Consider the following 20,014-nt stretch of genomic DNA (forward strand, 5'->3'; position numbering starts at 1 on the left):
GGTTCGAGATGGGAATAAAGCGTTATGTAAAAAGGGGGACGCGGGTGGGTGCCATTGCACTTCTCGCTTTTTCCTTAACAACACCGGGGAGCTTTGCTTCCGGAGGTAACTTACAGAGCACCATGAGCGATCGGTTTGAAGGGAATTTGAACCAGTGGGACAATGTGCCGCATGCGGCAGTTTCCTCGTCGCAGCATCTCGAAGAGTTAAAAGCAGTTGTGCAAAATGGTAAATTATATGCCATGGTAAAAGGCCCGGACCTTGAGGCCAAAGGGACTTGGTACGTTGACCTGGATGCTAACGAAAAAACAGGTCTGTCTATACCTTATTGGGAAAACAGCACGGGAATTGATGTCAAGATTGAAGATGGGCAGGTTTGGACGATACAAGAAGGAAATTGGATCAAAACAGGTTCAGCTTCAGAGGGCTATGAAGGATCTGTATATGAGGTGGAAGTCGACCTTTCACAATTTCCTTATAATCAGACATCGAACCTAAGAATTGCCTTCGCACAACCAGGAAAACAGTACCTGCCTTCACCAGGGGGCTTGATGCTGATTGTGCCGCCGCCATCCGGAGCAGCGTTTGGCCCGGATGTCAATATTTCAGTTGACGGAGATGTCAATGACTGGCAAGGAGTAGAGCCTGCAGCAAAATCTGCAGATGGCCAAACGACGCTTTATGCTGCCGAAGACGAGTCGAATTTGTATGTTCTAGTTCAAGGAAGAATGGCAGAATTTAATGATATTTTTATTGATACCGACCGAAGTGCCGATACAGGTTATACCGATGCCGGCTGGCCAGAGTTTGGCGGGGATTGGTTAATTGAAAATGGCGGGCTGTTTAAAAGCACTGGAGCCGGCTGGAACTGGGGGCCGGCAGCAGGGGCATCCATCGAATATGCCGAAAATGGTACCGGTAATCAAAGGGTCATTGAATATAAAGTTCCGCTTTCGGACTTAGATTTATCAAAAGCCCGGCCGATCACACTTGGATTAGCCTCGAATGATATTCGTGTACCTGCCGCCAATCAGCACACACCTTTAGTGGTTCCGCCGATGCCAAAAATCGTGGTGGACGGGAATGGTGATGAATGGGAAGCACTGCCAATCGTTGCCACTGGTGAAGGAAGGGTTACAGCGTTAAAGGCATTTGCAAGAAATGGAAAAATCTCAGTTCTTGCACAGGCCCAGTCGTTTGCCCAAGAAACCAATCTGTTTATTGACAGTGATCGTAATCCGGAAACCGGCTATGTAGGCTGGGAGTATAAACGTACCGGAGCGGACTATCTTGTGCAAAATGGAACATTGTACAGAAGCACAGGAGCAGGGTGGTCCTGGGAGGAAATTGGCCCCGTTCCTTGGGTGGTAAAAGATGCTTCTGAGCAAGGACAACAGCTCTTAGAAACCGAAATTGATCTCTCCTCCTATGACAATGGAGGCGAGACGATGAGTGTGGCACTCGGAGTTGGCGGGGATTACGCACCTGCTAAAAACAGCGAAGGGGAATATGCGCTTGCAGCGGGTCCTTCAGGCGGTTCCATTACCGTTGACGGAAAAGATGACGACTGGGCAAGTATTGACCAAGTCATCAAAGGAAAAGGAGAAACCATCACACTGAAGGCCGCTCAGGACAAGAAAAAGGTTTACCTGCTCGCTGAAGGAAAGAATATTAATACCCAAAACCAGTTTTATCTGGATACGGATGCCAATGCGGAAACAGGGATGAAGTCCACCCTTTGGACGGATTTTGGCCCTGATGCCATGATCCAATACAATCATTTGTATTTGTTTAATCAACAGAAAAATGATTGGGAAGATCAAGGACCTGTTCATGCTGAAATCACAGCTGATTATGCGAAGTTCTATTTTTATCAAGACCAGATTGGAAGGCGGAGCGCAGAACCAATCACTCTTGGATATGTCGGGAAACAGGCTTATCACCTGCCTGCTTCAGGGGAAGCACCTCTGGAATTGAACCAAACCATTCAGACCCAAAAATCTATCGGATTTGAACCAAAGGAAAACTTTGAAGTGCTGAACAATCCATATAAGGGCTGGGTTGGGTGGGCCAATACTAAGCAGCCGCTTGTCCAGCCGCATTCTCTCGTTTATGCCAATATTTCATGGCGTGAACTGGAACCTGAAAAAGGGAAATTCAACTGGGAAGAGATTGAAAGCAAATTCCAGTTTGAGAAATGGCAGCAGGAGGGGACAAGAATCAATCTTCGTTTTGTCCTTGACGATCCAGGTAATGGTCCGGAGAAGGATATACCGGATTGGCTGTATGACGAATTAGTAAAGGCTGAAGGCCAGGAAGGTGCCGGTAAATGGTACGATACTCCTTCATCCGTAGTCGGGAAAGGGTTTGCACCAAATTACAGCAGCCCGACTCTAATTGCGGAACATGAGAGAGCGGTTCAAGCTTTGGCAGACAGGTATAACAATCACCCAGGCATTGCCTTTATCCAAATCGGCAGCCTTGGGCATTGGGGCGAATTCCATAATTGGCCGGAAGAAGTATCGGGCAAGTTTCCAAGCTTGTCAGTTTCGGACCAATATGTAAGCCATTACCTCGAGAACTTTACCAATAAAATGGTCGGTATGCGAAAGCCATTCCCGATTGCAGCAGACAATAAACTCGGTTTATTTAATGATGTATTTGGAAGCAAAGGGGCAACCGATACTTGGGTAGATTGGACCGTAAACGGTTGGAACGAAATTGGCTCATATGTGGATAATGGGCAGGATCCTCAAGAAGCACAGGCAGCTTCCAAAATGCCTGATTTCTGGAAGTACGCTTTTTCGGGTGGCGAATTCCATAGTGGAAATACGCGTTTATCGGTCGGAGACAGTACAATCATGGAATCACTAAGGGAAGCAAGAGTCAGCCACACTTCCTGGCTTGGTCCATCCTCTCCAGCATCTTACGTAAAAGGGAAAGATATTACGGAGAGCGAACAAGCGAATATTGATTTACTGCATAATACAATGGGCTACCGCTTCGTATTGGAATCGGTCCAACACGATCACAAAGGAGAAATCGGTGGTGGGCTGAAACTGTCTTTCCTTTGGAACAATAAAGGGGTTGCTCCGTTTTACTTCGATTGGCCTTTGGCTGTTGCACTCCAAGACAATAAAGGCAATATTGTCACTGAAAGTATCCATAGGCTGGATTCAGTTGATATCCGCGAGTGGCTGCCAGGCAGACACGAAGTGAATGTTGATTACTCTCTTTCCAAGAAGCTGAAACCGGGACGTTATCAGCTAGTGATTGCGATTCTCGACCCAGCGACTGGAAAGCCTGGCATTAAGTTAGGTATTGAAGGGGATAGGCCTGATGGCTGGACCCAGCTTGATGCTGTAACAGTGTCCAGATAACCAAAGAGGGGCAGGGGTAACAGTGCATCCCCCTGCTCTCTTTCCATCATATGTTATAGAGTAGACTGTTCAATCTTTAAAGGGCAGGTAAGAAAAGTTTAGGAAAACCATTGTTAGGTAACGTGGTGGAGGCCAGCATGCAACAAAATAGGAATCAATTAACGGCGTTAAAAACCTTCTTCTTCTTTTTCGGCGGCGCAAATGTACTGATTGGTCCGTTCCTGCCGATTTATTTAACCCATCAAGGGTTTTCGCCAGCAAAAGTCGGATTGATATTGGGCGTAGCCACATTTTGCGGGGTAGTGGCCCAGCCATTCTGGGCTTACATGAGTGATCGGTACAAAACGGTAAAAAAAATTCTTCTCATCTTGATTATCGCGTGTTTAGCGCTTAGTGCGGGTTTGTTTTTCAGTAACGTATTTCTAATTGCGATTTTATTTGCTTTACTATTTTATTTAGTCTGGTCTCCCATTGGTGTATTAACGGATAGTTTAGCAATCAAAACGGTAAGCATCAGCGGAGAAAGTTATGGGAACATAAGGCTGTGGTCATCCGTCGGTTTTGCCGGGTTTGCTATATTGGCCGGTCCGTTGCTGGAGAGGTTTGGCATTCAATGGTTATATCTCTATTTTTGGCTGTTATTAATCATCATGGTCATTAGTTTGAAACCGATTCATGACCATAATGAATCATCGAAGGCGGTTGAATTACGGGATGTTAAAGAACTCGTAAAGAACAGGGAATTTGCTTGGTTCCTGCTGCTAATCTTTTTTTTATCCATTCCATTCGGATTTAATAGTATGTTTACCCTCTACATGAAAGACCTAGGGGCTGGAGAAAAGCTGATTGGACTGGCTACGATGATTTCTGCAGGCAGCGAAGTTCCATTTTTTTATTTTTTAACAAAATATGTGGGGAAGCATAATGAGTTGTTTATGCTTAGTATCGTAAGTCTTTTATATACGTTTCGCTGGTTTATCACGGCGATAATTGTATCTCCGCTCATTTTAACGTTATTTCAAATTACTCAAGGGGTTACGTTTGCTGCCTTTTGGTTAATTTCTTTACAATTTGTCGTTCGGATTGTTCCTGATTATTTACGTGGTACCGGTCAATCTTTATTGGCGATGATGTGCTTCGGTGTGGTATCCATCTTTGGAAACATTGTTGGCGGTTGGTTTTTTGAGTCATTTGGCGGCCAGAAAATGTATATGATGATGGGGATGGTTGCCTCCGTTGCTACCATATTATTTTTTATCACATTCCGTTTTCAACAAAAACAAAAACACCGTATTCAAGAAGAAAGCGGTCTGGTTGAAAAAAACTGAATGTTGCTATCATTCTTGTTTATACAAATCTGACATTCTATTACTAACATTACATCCTGGAGGGGATATTTATGGCTAATATCACGAAATCGAAAATTGTTAATACGCGGGAAATGTTTGCCAAGGCACAAAGAGAAAAGTATGCAGTCCCTGCTTTTAATATTCACAATTTGGAGACGATCCAAGTTGTTGTTGAAACAGCAGCCGAAATGAAGTCTCCTGTCATCCTGGCGGCTACACCTGGAACAATTGAGTACGCCGGGGGAGAGTATGTCGTGGCCATCGCGGAAGCGGCAGCCCGAAAATATGATATCCCGATTGCTGTCCATTTGGATCACTTTGAAACGTTTGATGAAATCAAGAAATATCTTGATATGGGGGTTAAATCCTGCATGATCGATGCCTCCCACCATTCCTTTGAAGACAACGTCCGTATCGTAAAAGAGGTTGTAGAATATGCTCACAGTTTAGATGTAACGGTAGAGGCAGAGCTAGGGCGCCTAGGCGGTGTCGAGGATGACCTTGTGGTTGACGAAAAAGATGCGAAATATACCAATCCAGATCAGGCTAAAATATTTGTCGAGTTGACCAATATTGATTCACTGGCAGTCGCCATCGGCACAGCCCATGGCCTGTATAAAGGCGAACCGAAAATCGATATCGAGCGTTTAGCGGAAATTCAAAATTTAGTAGATGTTCCGTTAGTCTTACATGGCGCTTCCGACGTTCCCGTCGAAACAGTTCAAAAAACGATCGAACTGGGAATCTGTAAAGTGAACATCGCCACCGATTTAAAAATTCCGTTTTCAAATGCTGTAAAAGCCTACTTTGCCAGCCATGCCAATGAAAGCGACCCAAGAAAATATTTAACCCCAGGAAAAATAGCAATGAAACAAATCGTGATTGATAAAATCAACATGTGCGGCAGTGCCGGAAAAGCATAACGGTGCTATTTGTTAGAAAAGTAGTGGGGCCTGACCCCCGGTGCATTAATTCGTTAACGCGCTGGTGGACCTGGACCCGAAAATATTTGGTAAGGATAAAAGGCACCCCTAAGGATGCCTTTTTTTCATAAATTAAGATGTGTTTCCGACGAAATAGCCGAAATAGTGGCTTGATATATTTTGATTCTTTTCGGATCTTTTAAGAAATGCATGCTAATTAAGTCAATTAGATATAGTGTACTTAAATCTAAACCAGTTGATAAACTTGCATTACGAACAGGATGAATGGTCCACAATACTTCATCCGATAATTTTGTAAGCGGAGTATTGCCATAGGCAGTCAGCGAAACAAGCTTAGCACCATTTTCTTTCGCTTTCGTTACAGAAGTGATTAATTCCCTTGTTTGCCCCGACCGAGAAAAAGCTAAAAGCTGATCACCTTTCTTTACTAAAGTACTTCTGATGATCATTAAGTGCGGGTCAGTCACTGCTTCACAAAGGAACCCCATTCGACTCAATCGATAGTTTAATTCCTGTGCTGCAAGACCCGAACTTCCTAAGCCATAAATATAAATCCGCCGTGCCTCTGTAATCAATTTAAGTGCTTTTGCAATGGATTCATGATTGTTAAGACCTTGGATATCGCGGAAGGTATCCACATACTGACTTCTTAATTGTGAATCGATATCTTCGTTTTCTTCATGATGAGTTTCTCTTGCAAGCTTTAATTTCAATTCTACAAAACTTTGGCAAGACACTTTTTTACAAAATCGTGTAATCGTGGCAATCGATACATCTGTCTTATCAGCGATATCTTTGATATGGCTCTGCGAAGCTTCTGTGGGAGAAGAAAGCAAATAATCCGCTATGCCTTTTTCCTTATCTGAGAAGGAAGAATATTTAGATTGAATCTCCTTCAAAAGCGTAACCATTGATTACTCCTTTCCCCTGATGATTGCCCTTTAATCCCGCTTAATTTCTTCGGCAAAGCGAATCGTGATTTGCTGTGGCCGTGTAATCGCTCCACCTACGACGACTGAATGAGCACCAAGGCGAAGTACCTCTCTTGCCATTTCAGGAGTCATAATATTACCCTCAGCTACGACAGGGATTGAGACATTATTAAGGATGATTTTAATAAATTCAAAGTCATTCTCGTATAGTTTACATCCTTTTGTCTCGTTTGTATAACCATATAGGGTAGTGGATACACAATCAAACGCCAAACGTTCTGCCTCCAATGCGTCTTCTAAAGAGGAGATGTCTGCCATAAGTTGAATATGTGGATGATTCTCCTTTACGTATGAAACCAGGTCAGATAATGATTCTCCATTTGGACGCTCTCTAAGTGTTGCGTCCATCGCAATCATTTCGCAACCCGACTCAATAAGTTCATCCACTTCACGTTTCGTAGGGGTGATAAAGACTTCACTGTCTGCATAATCCCGCTTGACAATTCCGACAACAGGAAGGTCCACCTCTTTTTTAATTTCGATAATATCATGTTTTGAATTTGCCCGAATGCCTGTTGCTCCGCCTTGTTTGGCAGCAAGGGCCATTTTTGACATGATAAATGAGCTGTGAAGCGGCTCATTTTCTAAGGCTTGGCAAGAAACGACAAGACCTTTTTTAATTTGTTCTAACATTTTTTCCACCTGCTTAGCTGTAATTTCATTTGGATGATTGGGCCTTTTAAAAAATTATCTAATTTTATTGATCTCATTCTTTAAGATTTCAGCAAGTGCTCCATAGACGACCTGAACACCTGAGCCTATTTTGAAAACGCCTTTTGCCTTTAAGTTTCCTTTCCAAACTGAATCATCGGCAACGATACTGGTATCTTTTACTGTCACCCTTAATCTAGTAATACATGCATCGACATCAACTAAGTTGTCTCTGCCTCCCAAGGCAGCAATTACTTCTTCAACATCAACGTCTTTTAACAGAGCGTCTTTCTTTGTATATAATTTATTCTCAGAATCCTCACCACGTCCTGGTGTTTTAAGATTCAATTTCAAAATCAGAACTTTAAAGACATAGTAATAGATAATCGCTGTTGGAATTCCTAGAATCAGAATCCAAATATAATTCGTTTTTGCATTTCCCTGTAATAAACCGAATAAGGTAAAGTCAATAATCCCTCGTGAAAAAGTAACCCCTACAGAAACATCGAGAGCATATAATACAGCATACGATATTCCCTCTAATACTGCATGGATTCCATAAAGCAGTGGTGCTACAAAAAGGAATGTAAATTCGATTGGTTCGGTAATTCCTGTTAAGAATGATGTGAGGGCAGCAGAAAATAGGATACCGCCAACCACTTTTTTATTTTTTGTATCCGCTGTTTTATACATGGCAAGGGCAGCCGCTGGGAGACCAAACATCATTGGCAGGTAACCGCCTGTGAAATATTTAGTGGCTTCGGCAGAGAATTTTGTCACACTTGGATCAGCCAGCTGAGCAAAGAAAATACTTTGTCCTCCTTGCACGAGTTTCCCGGCTACTTCCATTTCACCGCCCAGTGGTGTATACCAGAATAATGGATAAATGGCATGATGCAGACCAAAGACATTGAGAAGCCGCATTAAAGATCCATAGAAGAACATTCCAATCGCGCCGGTTCTGCCAAAGAACTCTGAAAAAGTCGAAATGCCAATTTGAACATATGGCCAAACAAATGGAATAATGGCACCGACTAAGCTGATGGATAACACTGAAATAATCGGAATATATCTTACACCAGAGAAGAAGGATAGTGCATCCGGAAGCTTTTTGTCATAATACTTATTTGCCAAAAAGGCTACCAGCAGACCAACGATAATTCCTCCAAGCACCCCAATCCTAACGGTGAAAATGCCGAGTTCATATCCATAGACACTTGCTTGTCTGGTTGCTTCTACTGCATCCATTCCTTTTGACAAGAAGTAGTCGACCGAAGTAGTGGCAGGAGTATGACCTAAAAATCCTAAAATAGTACTAATGATAACATGCATAACAAGAAAAGCGATCGAGGCTGATAACCCAGCTGCACCTTTTTCCTGCAATGCTAACCCTGAAGCAATACCAACTGCGAAAATTAATGGCAAGTTACTAAAAACGACATTTCCGATTGCAGACATAATGCTTAAAATATAGTACAAAATTGTGCCTTCACCGAGGATTCCACCTAATCCATAGGTATCAACCATGACAGGGTTGGTGAAAGCAGCACCGATTCCCAGCATCAGTCCTGCAATTGGCAGAACAGCAATAGGAATCATAAAAGCCTTCCCTAGACGTTGAAGTTTTTCAAACATTCCGATCCCTCCATTATTTTGGATTTTTAACGCTTTTAGTTGTACCAACTATATGAAAATAGTTTTCAAAACCTATGATGTTATGAAAACTATTTTCATGTATATTATATAAGATCAATAGAATAATATGCAATAAAAAATTTAACCGCTTTCATTTGAGTGCGGGGGGAACCACGGGAACCAAAGGAACCATGGGGACGGTTCTAATGGTGCTTTCCGAGTACTGAGGAGCCAGCAGAACCGTCCCCATGGTTCCGGTTCTTCCAAAAAAAGAAACCCTTCGTATGAAAGGTTTCTTTTTGGATTGAGCACCTAAATAGTTTTTGAGGCTGCTAGTATGTCTAAATACGTTCCAGCCTTCCTGTCTTTGCATTTAGTGGCATCGATAAAAGCGTTAAATATCCGCTTAGAGGTTTCATCAACTGATGTTAGATGTTCGGGATGCCATTGAACACCGAGAACAAAGAAGTGATGTTGGCTTTCAATGGCTTCGACAACCCCGTCACTTGAAGCGGCACTGCTAATGAACCCAGGGGCCGGGTCCTTAACAGCCTGATGGTGGAAACTGTTAACCTTAAATTGGGTGCAGTCTGAAATACTGTGGAGCAGGGTCCCTTCCTGTGTTCGTACAAAATGAGATAAATGGGTTTGAGGTGCACGTTGGGAATGCTGGAGCAGCCCGCTTTTTTGACTGTAAAGGTCCTGGTACATATTCCCGCCAGCCGCTACATTTAGTATTTGCACACCACGGCATATGGCCAAAATGGGAAGGTTGGCCCCAAGCGTTTTTTCAATCAGAGCAAGCTCAAGTGCATCCCGTTCAGGCATAATTTCCCCCAGACCGGGGATAGGTTCTTCTCCAAAAAAAGTAGGGTCAATATCTACTCCCCCGCTCAATACTAACCCGTCTATATGTTGAACAATCTCATCGATAACAGACAAATCCTTACTATAAGGCAGGATATAAGGGACGCCTCCGGCCAAAAGAACCGAATGAAGGACATCATGATCCAGGGCTAATCTTCCTTCACGAAGTGATGCGGTTACGCCGATAATTGGTTTCATGGTACCATTCCTCTCAAGTAATCTATCATTTATAAATATTCTAAAGTTTATAGAGCCCTTTTTCTATACTTATTTCATTATTCTGATATTGAATATTAGAAAAAAAGCCCTATTCTGATATCGATATATTATAATAAAAATATAGAATGGAGTAATTTGGAAGAGACTCTAGGAGATATTTAAAGAGCAGCTTTTATTTGATCGACAGGTTATGGCCGTACAGCATCAAGATTCCGGAAGAAGTCAATTTCAACTGAAGGAAGATGATGATGATGCTTGATAATCGATCGGCGCAAAGCAAGTTGTGCTTGCAGGGAAGTCTTACCCTATGGAAATAACGTTTTTGGATTTCATTTCCGAATTAAGCGTCAATCCGGCATTGATATTTACGACATTACTGACATTGGGCGTCATCCTTGTCAATGGATGAACGGATGCTCCCAACGCCATCGCCACCTGTGTCTCGACCCGTGCCATGAAGCTGAATACAGCGATGTTCATGGCGGCAGTATTCAACCTGCTCGGTGTCATTGCTATGACACTGCTCAATCAAAAGGTAGCCGAGACCATTTACAATATGGTCGACTTCCACGGTAATGTAAATAATGCATTGGTCGCGTTATGCGCAGCTTTGGTAGCAATCGTGCTCTGGGCAACGGCAGCCTGGATATTTGGCATTCCAACAAGTGAGAGCCACGCATTAATTGCCGGGCTTTCTGGAGCAGCCATTGCTTTACAGGGAGGCTTCGCTGGAATTAATGGAAGTGAGTGGATCAAGGTTCTTTATGGTCTGGCACTTTCCACTGCGCTCGGATTTGTACTGGGATTTGTGGCAGTGAAGCTTGTTGAGTTTTTCTTTAGGGGATTGGGACATCACAAAACAAGGGGTTTTTTTGGAAAAGCTCAGATTGTATCCGCAGCAGGCATGGCTTTTATGCATGGGGCGCAGGATGGCCAGAAATTCATTGGGGTATTCTTGCTTGGAATGTTTCTGGCAAAAGGTCAGGCACAAACCGCTGAAGTGATCATTCCAATCTGGCTCATGGTCCTTTGCGCTGCCGTGATGGGGATTGGTACATCGATTGGCGGCGCCCGCATTATCAAGTCTGTGGGCATGGATATGGTCAAACTGGAGAAATATCAGGGGTTTTCTGCAGATTTGGCTGGGGGGCTGTGTTTATTTCTCTCCACTGCCAGTGGAATTCCGGTTTCAACGACCCATACAAAAACAACGGCAATCATGGGTGTAGGAGCGGCAAAGCATATCCGAAATGTCAATTTGGGCATTGTCCGTGAAATGGTCCTGACCTGGGTGCTTACTTTCCCCTGCTGCGGGTTGGTCGGGTACTTGATGGCAAAGCTGTTCCTTTGGATTTTTTAATGAGGGAAATGGCAATCTGATAAAGAAACTCTATCAATCCCAGACAAGTTCTTTTTGCAGAGGATGGAGGAGGAAATCTTCTATATTTGACTATAGATGTTGTTGCAGCTGCAGCACTCTACTAGTATGAGAATAGGCGGAGAAATTCCTGTTAATGATATAGGGGGGAGCCTAAGAAGCCGATATAAGCGGAAAAATTCCGTTTAACTCCTCTAAATAAGACAAAATCCAAAGATTTGGTCAATATAAGCGGAAAAACTCCGCCTATATACAAGGAAATATGGGTATTTCCCAATTTAGCCGGAATTTATCCGTTTATTTTTCATGGAACCACGGGGACGGTTCTCATGGCGCCTTTCTAGTACCAGTGGAGCCAGCAGAACCGTCCCAGTGGTTCTTTTGGTTCTCTCCTCCTGGGCCTATATGCTTATTCCATCTTGCTCTCAAATCATTTACCTTAAATAGTGGATTAGAGCTTAGGAGGATATAATGGGGAGAAAAGCAAGTTGGTTTATATTTATTTTTATGATGATCTTTTCCTTAATTGGATGTGAAAGTAATAAGGAAAAGCAAACAGAGGAGAAGGGTACTAGTACTGCTGTTGTAAAGAATACAAACGAAGAACCAAAAAATATAGAGGAAAAAAAGGCTCCGGTGAACATCCGGTTAAGCGGTGAAGTAGTGGTTGAAAATGGAGAGATTGTCGTCAAAGGGAAAAGTAACTTATTGGAAGGGACAGATGTTAGAATTGATTGGCTGGATCGGCCTTTTTCGATTCGAAACCCGATTTGTCTACTTTGCGACAAGGTAGCTGTTGTTGATAAGGATGGCAATTTTACTTTTGAAATATCGCAGGATCTACAAAGCTATGGATACATTTATGTGACGATGGAAGTCGTTCTTGGCGGATTGGGACAGGAAGATGAGATTGAGGCGGTTTATGGTGAACGTGGGGAGAACTTGAAAGGGCCTTTTGTTGCTAAACATGAAATATTAGGTGAAAAATATCAAAAAATATTTACCTCGCTTCTTGTATCACCTCATGGAGATCAAACCGTGTATAAGATTGAAACACCAAAACGGGGAAAGGTGCCGGCTGATGTTGGAAGCACGAAGGTATGGATCCAACCGGAATTAACGAATGACCATCAATATTTCTATGTAAAAGGGAAGTGAACTTAATAGAGGGAACAGAATTAACGGCTTCCTATTTTTCATCTGGAGACGCAACACTCGCACAAAATTGGGTCAGTTCCACTACGAATGTTGTGAGTGACGGTACTTTCTCATTGCAAATTCCGTATGAGAGTATCACGGAAAATGGCATTATTGTGATTACCTCAAAGGGCAATAATCGACATGTGCTGCAAACAAAGATGAAAGAAATTTATGGTGAAAACTTCGAAAAAATGAGCGGCGAGCAGGTTGTGCCAAATGAAGAGGGCGGAAATATGATTAAAGTTCTTCTTTATCCAAAACCGCCAATCGTTAAAGCTCCGGAAGAAACACGGCTTACGACAGATGGGGAAGAAACAAAAATTCAATTGCCTGAAGACATCTTATTTGATTACGATCAAAGCGATTTGAAGCCTGATGCACAAAACATATTGAATGAGTTACTTCTATCATTAGAAACATTGAAATTGGACACAGTGATTCAAATTAATGGCCATACCGACAATACAGGTGATGACCAATATAATATGACCTTATCGGAAAAAAGGGCGAAATCGGTAGAAGCCTACTTACGCCAAAGCGGAAAGGTTTCCCATATTACGATAAGTACAACCGGATACGGAGAAACAAAACCAATTACATTAGACGACTCAGCGGAAGGCAAAGCAAAAAACCGTCGAGTAGAAATTGTGATAAATCCAAAATAAGAGGGAACAGCGGGACCACGGGGACGGTTCTAATGGTGCTTTTCTAGTACACGAAGCGCCAGTAGAACCGTCCCCGTGGTCCCACCCGTGGTCCCAAAACTTTGTTTTAAAATTTGGTAATGATATGATTATTGAAATGTATGGAAAAGTGCTTTGTAACGTGGTAAGTGTAAGGAGGAAATAGGTAAATGGATAATTTACAGGATAAATATAGCTTGGACAAATTTTCGTTATCAAAAGTAAAGCATCTTGAAATGAATTTTAATGATCATACCGTAAGTTTAACCGATCAAACCCTTCGTGAAAGAAAAGAAAAGCTTTTAAAGGCCATGAGTGAAAAGGGGTTTGATCTCATTTTTGTATACGCTGACCGAGAACATGGGGCCAACTTTGAGTATGTAACAGGCTTTATTCCCCGATTTGAAGAAGCAATGTTAGCAATCGATTCAAAGGGCCATGCAACATTATTTCTTGGTAATGAAAATTTAAAGCTGGCACAATATTCACGAATACCGGCGGATACTGTACATGTACCTCACTTTTCCTTGCCTAATCAGCCAATGGAAAATCAAAAAAGCTTCAAAGATATTATTGGCGATGCGATTAACTTTGACGGAAAAACTATTGGCGTTGTAGGATGGAAGGTATTTACCAGCAGACATGAGGAGAATCATCAATTGTTTGATGTTCCCTATTTCATTGTAGATACATTACAAAAACTGGCCCAGGAACATTCTGCAAATGTAACGAATGGCAGTGAAATTTTTATCGGTGAAAACGGCGGCATCCGAACCATTAATAATGCCGATGAGATTAACTACTATGAGTTTGGTTCGAGTTTGGCATCAGATTGTGTATTAGATGCACTAAGTCACCTCGAAATCGGAAAAACCGAAACCGAATTGGCTTCATTGCTCTCAAGATTCGGGCAGCCGCATAATGTCACAACTATCTGTGCTACTGGAGACCGCTTTACGAATGCGGTTATTTACCCGAGGAAAAAAGCTGTCCAGCTAGGTGATAGGTTTTCCATTACAACCGGTTATAAAGGCGGATTAGCAAGCAGAGCGGGGTATGTGGTATCAAAAACGGAAGAGCTTCCTAATGAAGTTCAAGATTATCTGGAGAGAGTGGCAATACCATATTACTCGGCTGTAGTAGCCTGGTTAGAAAATATTAAACTTGGGATGACAGGCGGCCAATTATATAATGTGATCGAGCAAGTCTTGCCAAAGGAAAGATATCATTGGCATTTAAATCCTGGACATTTTACAGCAGATGAAGAATGGTTATCTTCTCCGGTTTATCCTGAGTCTAGCACGGTTCTAAAGAGCGGAATGTTATTCCAGATTGACATCATTCCTTCCGTTCCCAATTACGGAGGGGCCAGTGCCGAAACGGGAATCGCGTTGGCGGATGAGAAATTACGAAACGAAATCGAACAAAACTACCCACAATTATGGGAGCGGTTTACAAAGAGAAGAAACTATATACAACAGGAATTACATATTCAGCTACATCCTGAAGTTCTCCCTTTATCAGATACAGTAGGCTACTTTAGACCCTACCTATTAAACAAAGAAGAAGCCTTACTATATCAACCGGAAGACTAAAGTGAGCGAAGGACCACGGGGACGGTTCTCATGGCGCTTTTCTAATATGCGAAGAGCCCCAGTAGAACCGTCCCCGTGGTTCCCGTGGTTCTCCCGTAGTTCCCCAGGGCGAAGCCAAACTTGACAGAATGTTTTATAAATAGTAATATTTAGTGCGTAAATATAGTGATTAAATGATTTTCTGAATATAGATAACTTTAGCATGCGGTTAATAGTCTCATATTGGCTTAATGAAAAAGGAACTCTATAGAAAGTAGAAATCAAAAAAATCCCTTCGTTTTAAAGGGATGAACTTGATAAACGGTAGACTGTTTAAAAGCCAAATATGGCAGTTAAAAGTAAACCGGCAATTTTTAATGTTTGATGGTTTTATTATGACTATCAAACATGGAAATTGCCGGTTTTTTTGTTTTTTTAAAATACGTTGTGCTGGAAGAACTTCATTCAAATTTAAAAGTTTATTAACTTTGTATCTATTATTCTAATGGAGGTGAGATAGATGTTGCATTATTTAGGGCTTGTCTCATGGCCAACTGCATTTTTTATTGTGCTTGGTGTTTCTTTGCTAAGCGGAATCCTCCTGCTATCAAGAAGGATTCCCTTATATTTTGTTCGTTTTCACACCGGAATGATTTCGTTACCTCCAATTGTCGCTCTGTTAGGGCTTGTCACCAACAAGGGACGTGTAATAGTTGGTCCTTGGAGTTTTGATTCCCTCTCCTGGCTCCTAGCCCTGTTTGTTCTGACCATTGGGGTCATTGTCCAACGCTTTTCTGTTCGTTACTTATTCGGTGATCGGTCTTATCGTAAATATTTTATCCTGCTGACGATTACAACATTTGCCAACGCTCTTACCTGGATTAGCAATGATCTTCACCTTTTACTGGTCTGTTGGGGAGCTGCACTGTTGGGACTGACATGGCTTATTAGGGTAAATAAGGAGTGGCAGGTGTCGAAAAAAGCGGCGGCCATGACCGGACGAGTCTTTTTAATAAGTTGGGTTATTTTGGTGCTAGCCTTTACCTGGATTGGTCTAGCCACAGGACATTGGCAGCTTTCGGCTTTATTTGAGAAACACAATCTGGCACAGCTTGCTTCATGGCAGAGGACCTGTATAAACCTCTTATTGATACTGGCGATGGTGATTCCGTCTGCACAGTTTCCTTTCCAACGCTGGCTATTAAACTCTGTTGTTGCGCCGACGCCTGTTTCAGCTGTCATGCATGCTGGCATTGTGAATGCTGGGGGTCTCATGCTGACCCGCTTTGCACCGCTTATAAGCGGCGATGGGGCACAGATCATTTTACTCGTTTTGTCCAGTATCTCCGTGCTGCTGGGGACCGGAATCATGCTGGTCCATGTAGATTACAAACGACAACTGGTGGGCTCAACCATCGCTCAGATGGGGTTCATGCTCATACAGTGTGCATTAGGCGCCTATTTGGCAGCCATAACGCATGCCATCCTGCATGGACTATTTAAAGCGAGCCTTTTCTTACAGGCCGGGTCCGCCATTCAGCACCAGAGGCCAAAATCCTTCAAGGACGGTCCGCTGCCCTATTTGTGGATCATGACCGGAGGAATTTTAGGTTTCCTTACCGGAATGGGATATTGGCTTGCCTCACATGGAGAGGGGTATCAACTGATCAGTACTTTCATTTTAGGCTGGTCCGTGACATACGCTTGGATCGGACTGGTGGCTTTTGCGAATGGCCGTGTTGGCCGGCTGGCTGGATTGACTTTCCTCGCGGGAGCAGCATTACTGTTTAACATCATCCATACCGCCTTAGACAGTCTGTTACAGGAAAGTGTTCTGATTGGAAGTCAAGCACCTGCACCTGCAATCATCTTAGTCCTGTTGATACTGCTTGGCAGCAGTTGTTTTGGGTTATGGTTAGCTAACCATCGCTCTTCCACCATATTTAGCGTTATGTACCTTTGGCTCGTCCATTTGGGGGAGCCTCACAAAGATTTAGTGGAAAGTCACCCACATTATTTGGCGAATTTCTTATCCAATAGGAGGTCGTTTTAGATGTCAACGACATTAGCCAAGACTTTAGATTGGGGAAAGGGTTCAGAAGAACTTGATATTTATGATTTAGTAAAATCAGCATGTGAAGTCATCGCGCCCCTTGGCCCGATAAGCAAATTTGCTGCACGCAGCCCGTGGATGGGCTTGGAGCGGCAATCATTTGAACAGACGGCACGACGTTTCCAAGACATTTTTGAATTATTTCCCACTGATTCGGTATTGCAGAAGGCACGGAATCAAGGTGAAATTGAGTTAAAATTTTTGGAAGAAGGACTTAAGCAGTGGCTTGAAAAACAGTCTTTCAATCTTCCGCGTGTGATTGTTGAGCAGTTTTGCACTGCTGCCCTTTTGCAGGAGAAGCACCCGTCCAACTGGATCGTCTCACCCGAAGTAAAAAGAATGGCCAAGAAATTAAGGAGTATTAAATCAGAGATAAAAGCAAGACAATCGGTGCAAACTGTTAGTCAACATTATGATCAGATTAGTGGTAAGGGAATTTCACGGGACCTTGATACTCATATGATTAAATGGTGTAAATTGTTCCTTGACGAGTCTCAGGCGGTTTGGTCGATGCCAAATCGCGAGGAAGGCTTCTACCATGCTTGGCGAAGGCTCGTTCCCTTTGATCCAGCCCTAAATCATGAGGAACGAAGGCAGTTGAAAAATTTGCCGAAAGAAGCAGACAACGCTTTACAAGAAGCGTTATCACAATTGGGGATAGCTGATTCAGAGGTTCAAGCATATTTGGAAGCCCATTTACTTGCCTTACCGGGCTGGGCAGGAATGATGCTTTGGCGCTCAAAGCAACACATAACGGATATGTTCATGCTTACGGACTATCTCGCAGTAAGAATTTCCATGGAGCGAGTGTTGATGCAGCCCAATCTTCCTTCCTCTAATCAAAAAAAGGCCGAGGGAGGGCTTCTGGAATCGTTAATTGCTGCCTGGCTTCACTGGGGAGACCTGCCCATCCAGGCATGGTCACAGCTGCCTGTTGAAGAGCAAAAAGCGCGTTTGACCCTTGCCTGGCGATTTGATAAGATAATCCGCAATAAACTTTGGCTGGAAGCTTGGGAAAAAACATATGAAAATCAATTAATGAAAAAAATTAACACAAAGCCGCAGACTGCGGACAAAATCAAGCCTGCATCGGCACAGTTTGTATTTTGTATTGATGTGCGTTCAGAGCCATTTCGCCGTAAATTGGAACAAACAGATGGGGTTGAAACCTTTGGAGCAGCCGGTTTCTTCGGCCTGCCGATTGAAACCTGCAAACTCGAAAGCGAACATAGCCATCCCTCCCTGCCGTTCCTGTCAAAACCGCAATTCAAAGTAAAAGAATACTTGCCTGAATATGAATACGAACCATTTCAGCAGCGAAAGCAGGCTGTAGATTCACTTAATGATACATTTAAAACGATGAAACACAACCTGGTCACAAGCTTATTACTGCCAGAAATCAGTGGACCATGGCTTAGTATGCAGACGCTGGTCCGCACTTTTACGCAAAGGAGTGGAGGACGCCTCTCCAGGAAGCTCCTAACCAAATGGATGAGGAAACCGGCAACGGTGTTAACGCTTGACCGGATTCACACTCCTAATGAGGAGTTACCGATTGGTTTTTCTGAAGAGGAGAAGGTGCATTATGCCGAGCAGGCCTTGAGAATGATCGGGCTCACCAATCATTTCGCTCCCTTAGTGGTGATTTGCGGACATGGAAGCCACAGTACAAATAATCCATATGCTGCTTCGCTTGACTGCGGAGCCTGCGGTGGAACATCAAGCGCCTTTAATGCGCGGGTGCTCGCAACCTTGTGTAATCTTCCAAGTGTAAGAAAGTCCCTCGTGGAAAAGGGGATTTCTATTCCGGAGGATACTGTTTTTGCGGCTGCAGAGCATATTACAACAGTCGATGAATTACATTGGGTCTATCTTCCGAAACTATCAGATAATGCGCAAGCAGCCCTTACCACCATTCAGGCTGTATTGCCAAAGGTGAGTGAAGAAGCAGCCGCCGAGCGGATCCCGAAATTGCCAAATCTTAAACGTCACACCAAAAACCCTAAAGCAGAAGCAGAACGCTTTTCAGAGGATTGGAGTGAAATACGTCCAGAATGGGGATTGGCCGGTAATGCTGCGTTTGTGATTGGGGAACGAAGTCTGACCCGGGAACGAAATCTAGAGGGCAAAGTGTTTCTTCATAATTATAATTGGAAAAAGGATAGAAATGGTTCTCTGCTTGCCAGCATTATAGCTGGACCGGCAACGGTTTGTCAGTGGATTAACCTGCAATATTACGCTTCATCCGTTGCACCCCATTATTATGGCAGCGGAAACAAAGCGACCCAAACAGTGACAGCAGGAATTGGCGTCATGCAGGGGAATGCCAGTGACTTATTATCCGGACTTCCCTGGCAGTCGGTGATGCAATCGGATGAGGATGATCAGGTCTACCATTCACCTTTAAGGCTATTGGTTGTCATCCAGGCACCAGAAGAATATGTGAAACGATTGTTGATTCATGATCAAACATTCCACCAAAAAGTGCAAAACGGCTGGCTTCGGCTTGCGTCCATTGATCCAGAAGGAAATTGGAAGAGCTGGTCTTAGATGGCTTTGATGATAAGAAGTATGTAGGAAATGCGATGACCGGATATAAAATACTTAAAGCCAATTCTACTGTGCGAAGGGATAGAGACAATATGGAAAAGTCAAAAGGCGCTCTTGAAGCTGAAATTAGTAAAGCAATAACTCAATGGGAGAAAAGCTATTTAGGGCGTGGTTCAATATCGGTCAAATCTGATATCTTACGGGATATGATCATTGTGACCGTGTATCGGATCTTAACCCCTGCTGAATATGCACTATGTAAGGATAAAGAGGGGTTATTGTCCATAAAGAAAACGCGGAACAGCTTGGTGGAAACAGGTCAAGGAGATTTAAAGCATATTATTTTTTCGCTAACAGGCCAGGACGTCATCAGTTTTCATACCGACTTCAGTACCAAAACCGGTGAAAGGGTCATGGTCTTTAAACTCTCAGGAGATTTGGAAAAGAAACTGTCTGAAAAAGAATAGGAGGTACGAAGG

15 protein-coding genes are annotated in these 20,014 nt (G+C 43.1%); 10 read left to right on the forward strand and 5 right to left on the reverse strand.

Going from position 1 to position 20,014, the window contains the following annotated elements:
* Nucleotides 1-8: 8 nt before the first annotated feature.
* From ACZ43M_RS03405 to ACZ43M_RS03415, 3 genes are all read left to right on the forward strand, one after another.
* On the forward strand, nt 9-3,380 hold the full coding sequence (locus ACZ43M_RS03405) for a DUF4832 domain-containing protein (protein ID WP_464506058.1): 3,372 nt from the start codon (nt 9-11) through the stop codon (nt 3,378-3,380).
* Nucleotides 3,381-3,517: 137 nt separating this feature from the next.
* On the forward strand, nt 3,518-4,708 hold the full coding sequence (locus ACZ43M_RS03410; protein ID WP_464506059.1) for an MFS transporter: 1,191 nt from the start codon (nt 3,518-3,520) through the stop codon (nt 4,706-4,708).
* A 71-nt stretch (nt 4,709-4,779) separates the two neighbouring features.
* Complete coding sequence (locus ACZ43M_RS03415) at nt 4,780-5,652, forward strand: tagatose bisphosphate family class II aldolase (protein ID WP_464506060.1); 873 nt, start codon at nt 4,780-4,782, stop codon at nt 5,650-5,652.
* Between the two features lie 125 nt (nt 5,653-5,777).
* Here the strand turns inward: ACZ43M_RS03415 and ACZ43M_RS03420 are convergent, their stop codons facing one another.
* From ACZ43M_RS03420 to ACZ43M_RS03440, 5 genes are all read right to left on the reverse strand, one after another.
* Nucleotides 5,778-6,584 carry a MurR/RpiR family transcriptional regulator gene (locus tag ACZ43M_RS03420; RefSeq protein WP_464506061.1) on the reverse strand — a complete coding sequence of 269 codons (807 nt, stop codon included), beginning with the start codon at nt 6,582-6,584 and terminating at the stop codon, nt 5,778-5,780.
* A 30-nt stretch (nt 6,585-6,614) separates the two neighbouring features.
* Nucleotides 6,615-7,298, reverse strand: a complete 684-nt coding sequence (locus ACZ43M_RS03425; protein WP_464506062.1) for an N-acetylmannosamine-6-phosphate 2-epimerase — start codon at nt 7,296-7,298, stop codon at nt 6,615-6,617.
* A gap of 54 nt (nt 7,299-7,352) precedes the next feature.
* On the reverse strand, nt 7,353-8,951 hold the full coding sequence (locus ACZ43M_RS03430) for a PTS transporter subunit EIIC (protein WP_464506063.1): 1,599 nt from the start codon (nt 8,949-8,951) through the stop codon (nt 7,353-7,355).
* 312 nt (nt 8,952-9,263) lie between these two features.
* On the reverse strand, nt 9,264-10,016 hold the full coding sequence (locus tag ACZ43M_RS03435) for a gamma-glutamyl-gamma-aminobutyrate hydrolase family protein (protein WP_464506064.1): 753 nt from the start codon (nt 10,014-10,016) through the stop codon (nt 9,264-9,266).
* 321 nt (nt 10,017-10,337) lie between these two features.
* Nucleotides 10,338-10,517, reverse strand: coding sequence for a hypothetical protein (locus ACZ43M_RS03440; RefSeq protein WP_464506065.1), 180 nt, complete (start codon nt 10,515-10,517; stop codon nt 10,338-10,340).
* Here ACZ43M_RS03440 and ACZ43M_RS03445 point away from each other — a divergent pair.
* From ACZ43M_RS03445 to ACZ43M_RS03475, 7 genes are all read left to right on the forward strand, one after another.
* Complete coding sequence (locus ACZ43M_RS03445) at nt 10,510-11,397, forward strand: anion permease (protein WP_464506066.1); 888 nt, start codon at nt 10,510-10,512, stop codon at nt 11,395-11,397. The two genes, ACZ43M_RS03440 and ACZ43M_RS03445, sit on opposite strands and share 8 nt — an antisense overlap.
* A gap of 489 nt (nt 11,398-11,886) precedes the next feature.
* Complete coding sequence (locus ACZ43M_RS03450; RefSeq protein ID WP_464506067.1) at nt 11,887-12,573, forward strand: hypothetical protein; 687 nt, start codon at nt 11,887-11,889, stop codon at nt 12,571-12,573.
* Nucleotides 12,570-13,280, forward strand: coding sequence for an OmpA family protein (locus ACZ43M_RS03455; RefSeq protein ID WP_464506068.1), 711 nt, complete (start codon nt 12,570-12,572; stop codon nt 13,278-13,280). Before ACZ43M_RS03450 ends, ACZ43M_RS03455 begins: the two co-directional genes overlap by 4 nt.
* Nucleotides 13,281-13,468: 188 nt before the next feature.
* A complete protein-coding gene (locus ACZ43M_RS03460; protein WP_464506069.1) occupies nt 13,469-14,893 on the forward strand; it encodes a M24 family metallopeptidase in 1,425 nt (474 codons plus the stop codon).
* 499 nt (nt 14,894-15,392) lie between these two features.
* The gene (locus ACZ43M_RS03465; RefSeq protein ID WP_464506070.1) at nt 15,393-16,925 is read left to right on the forward strand and encodes an NADH dehydrogenase subunit 5; all 1,533 of its coding nucleotides are present in this window, start codon (nt 15,393-15,395) and stop codon (nt 16,923-16,925) included.
* Entirely contained in the window at nt 16,926-19,535 is a 2,610-nt protein-coding gene (locus ACZ43M_RS03470; RefSeq protein ID WP_464506071.1) for a DUF2309 domain-containing protein, read from the forward strand.
* A 92-nt stretch (nt 19,536-19,627) separates the two neighbouring features.
* Nucleotides 19,628-20,002, forward strand: a complete 375-nt coding sequence (locus ACZ43M_RS03475; protein ID WP_464507934.1) for a Na-translocating system protein MpsC family protein — start codon at nt 19,628-19,630, stop codon at nt 20,000-20,002.
* Nucleotides 20,003-20,014 lie beyond the last annotated feature (12 nt).

The sequence above is a fragment of the Neobacillus sp. B24 genome, from assembly GCF_055381825.1.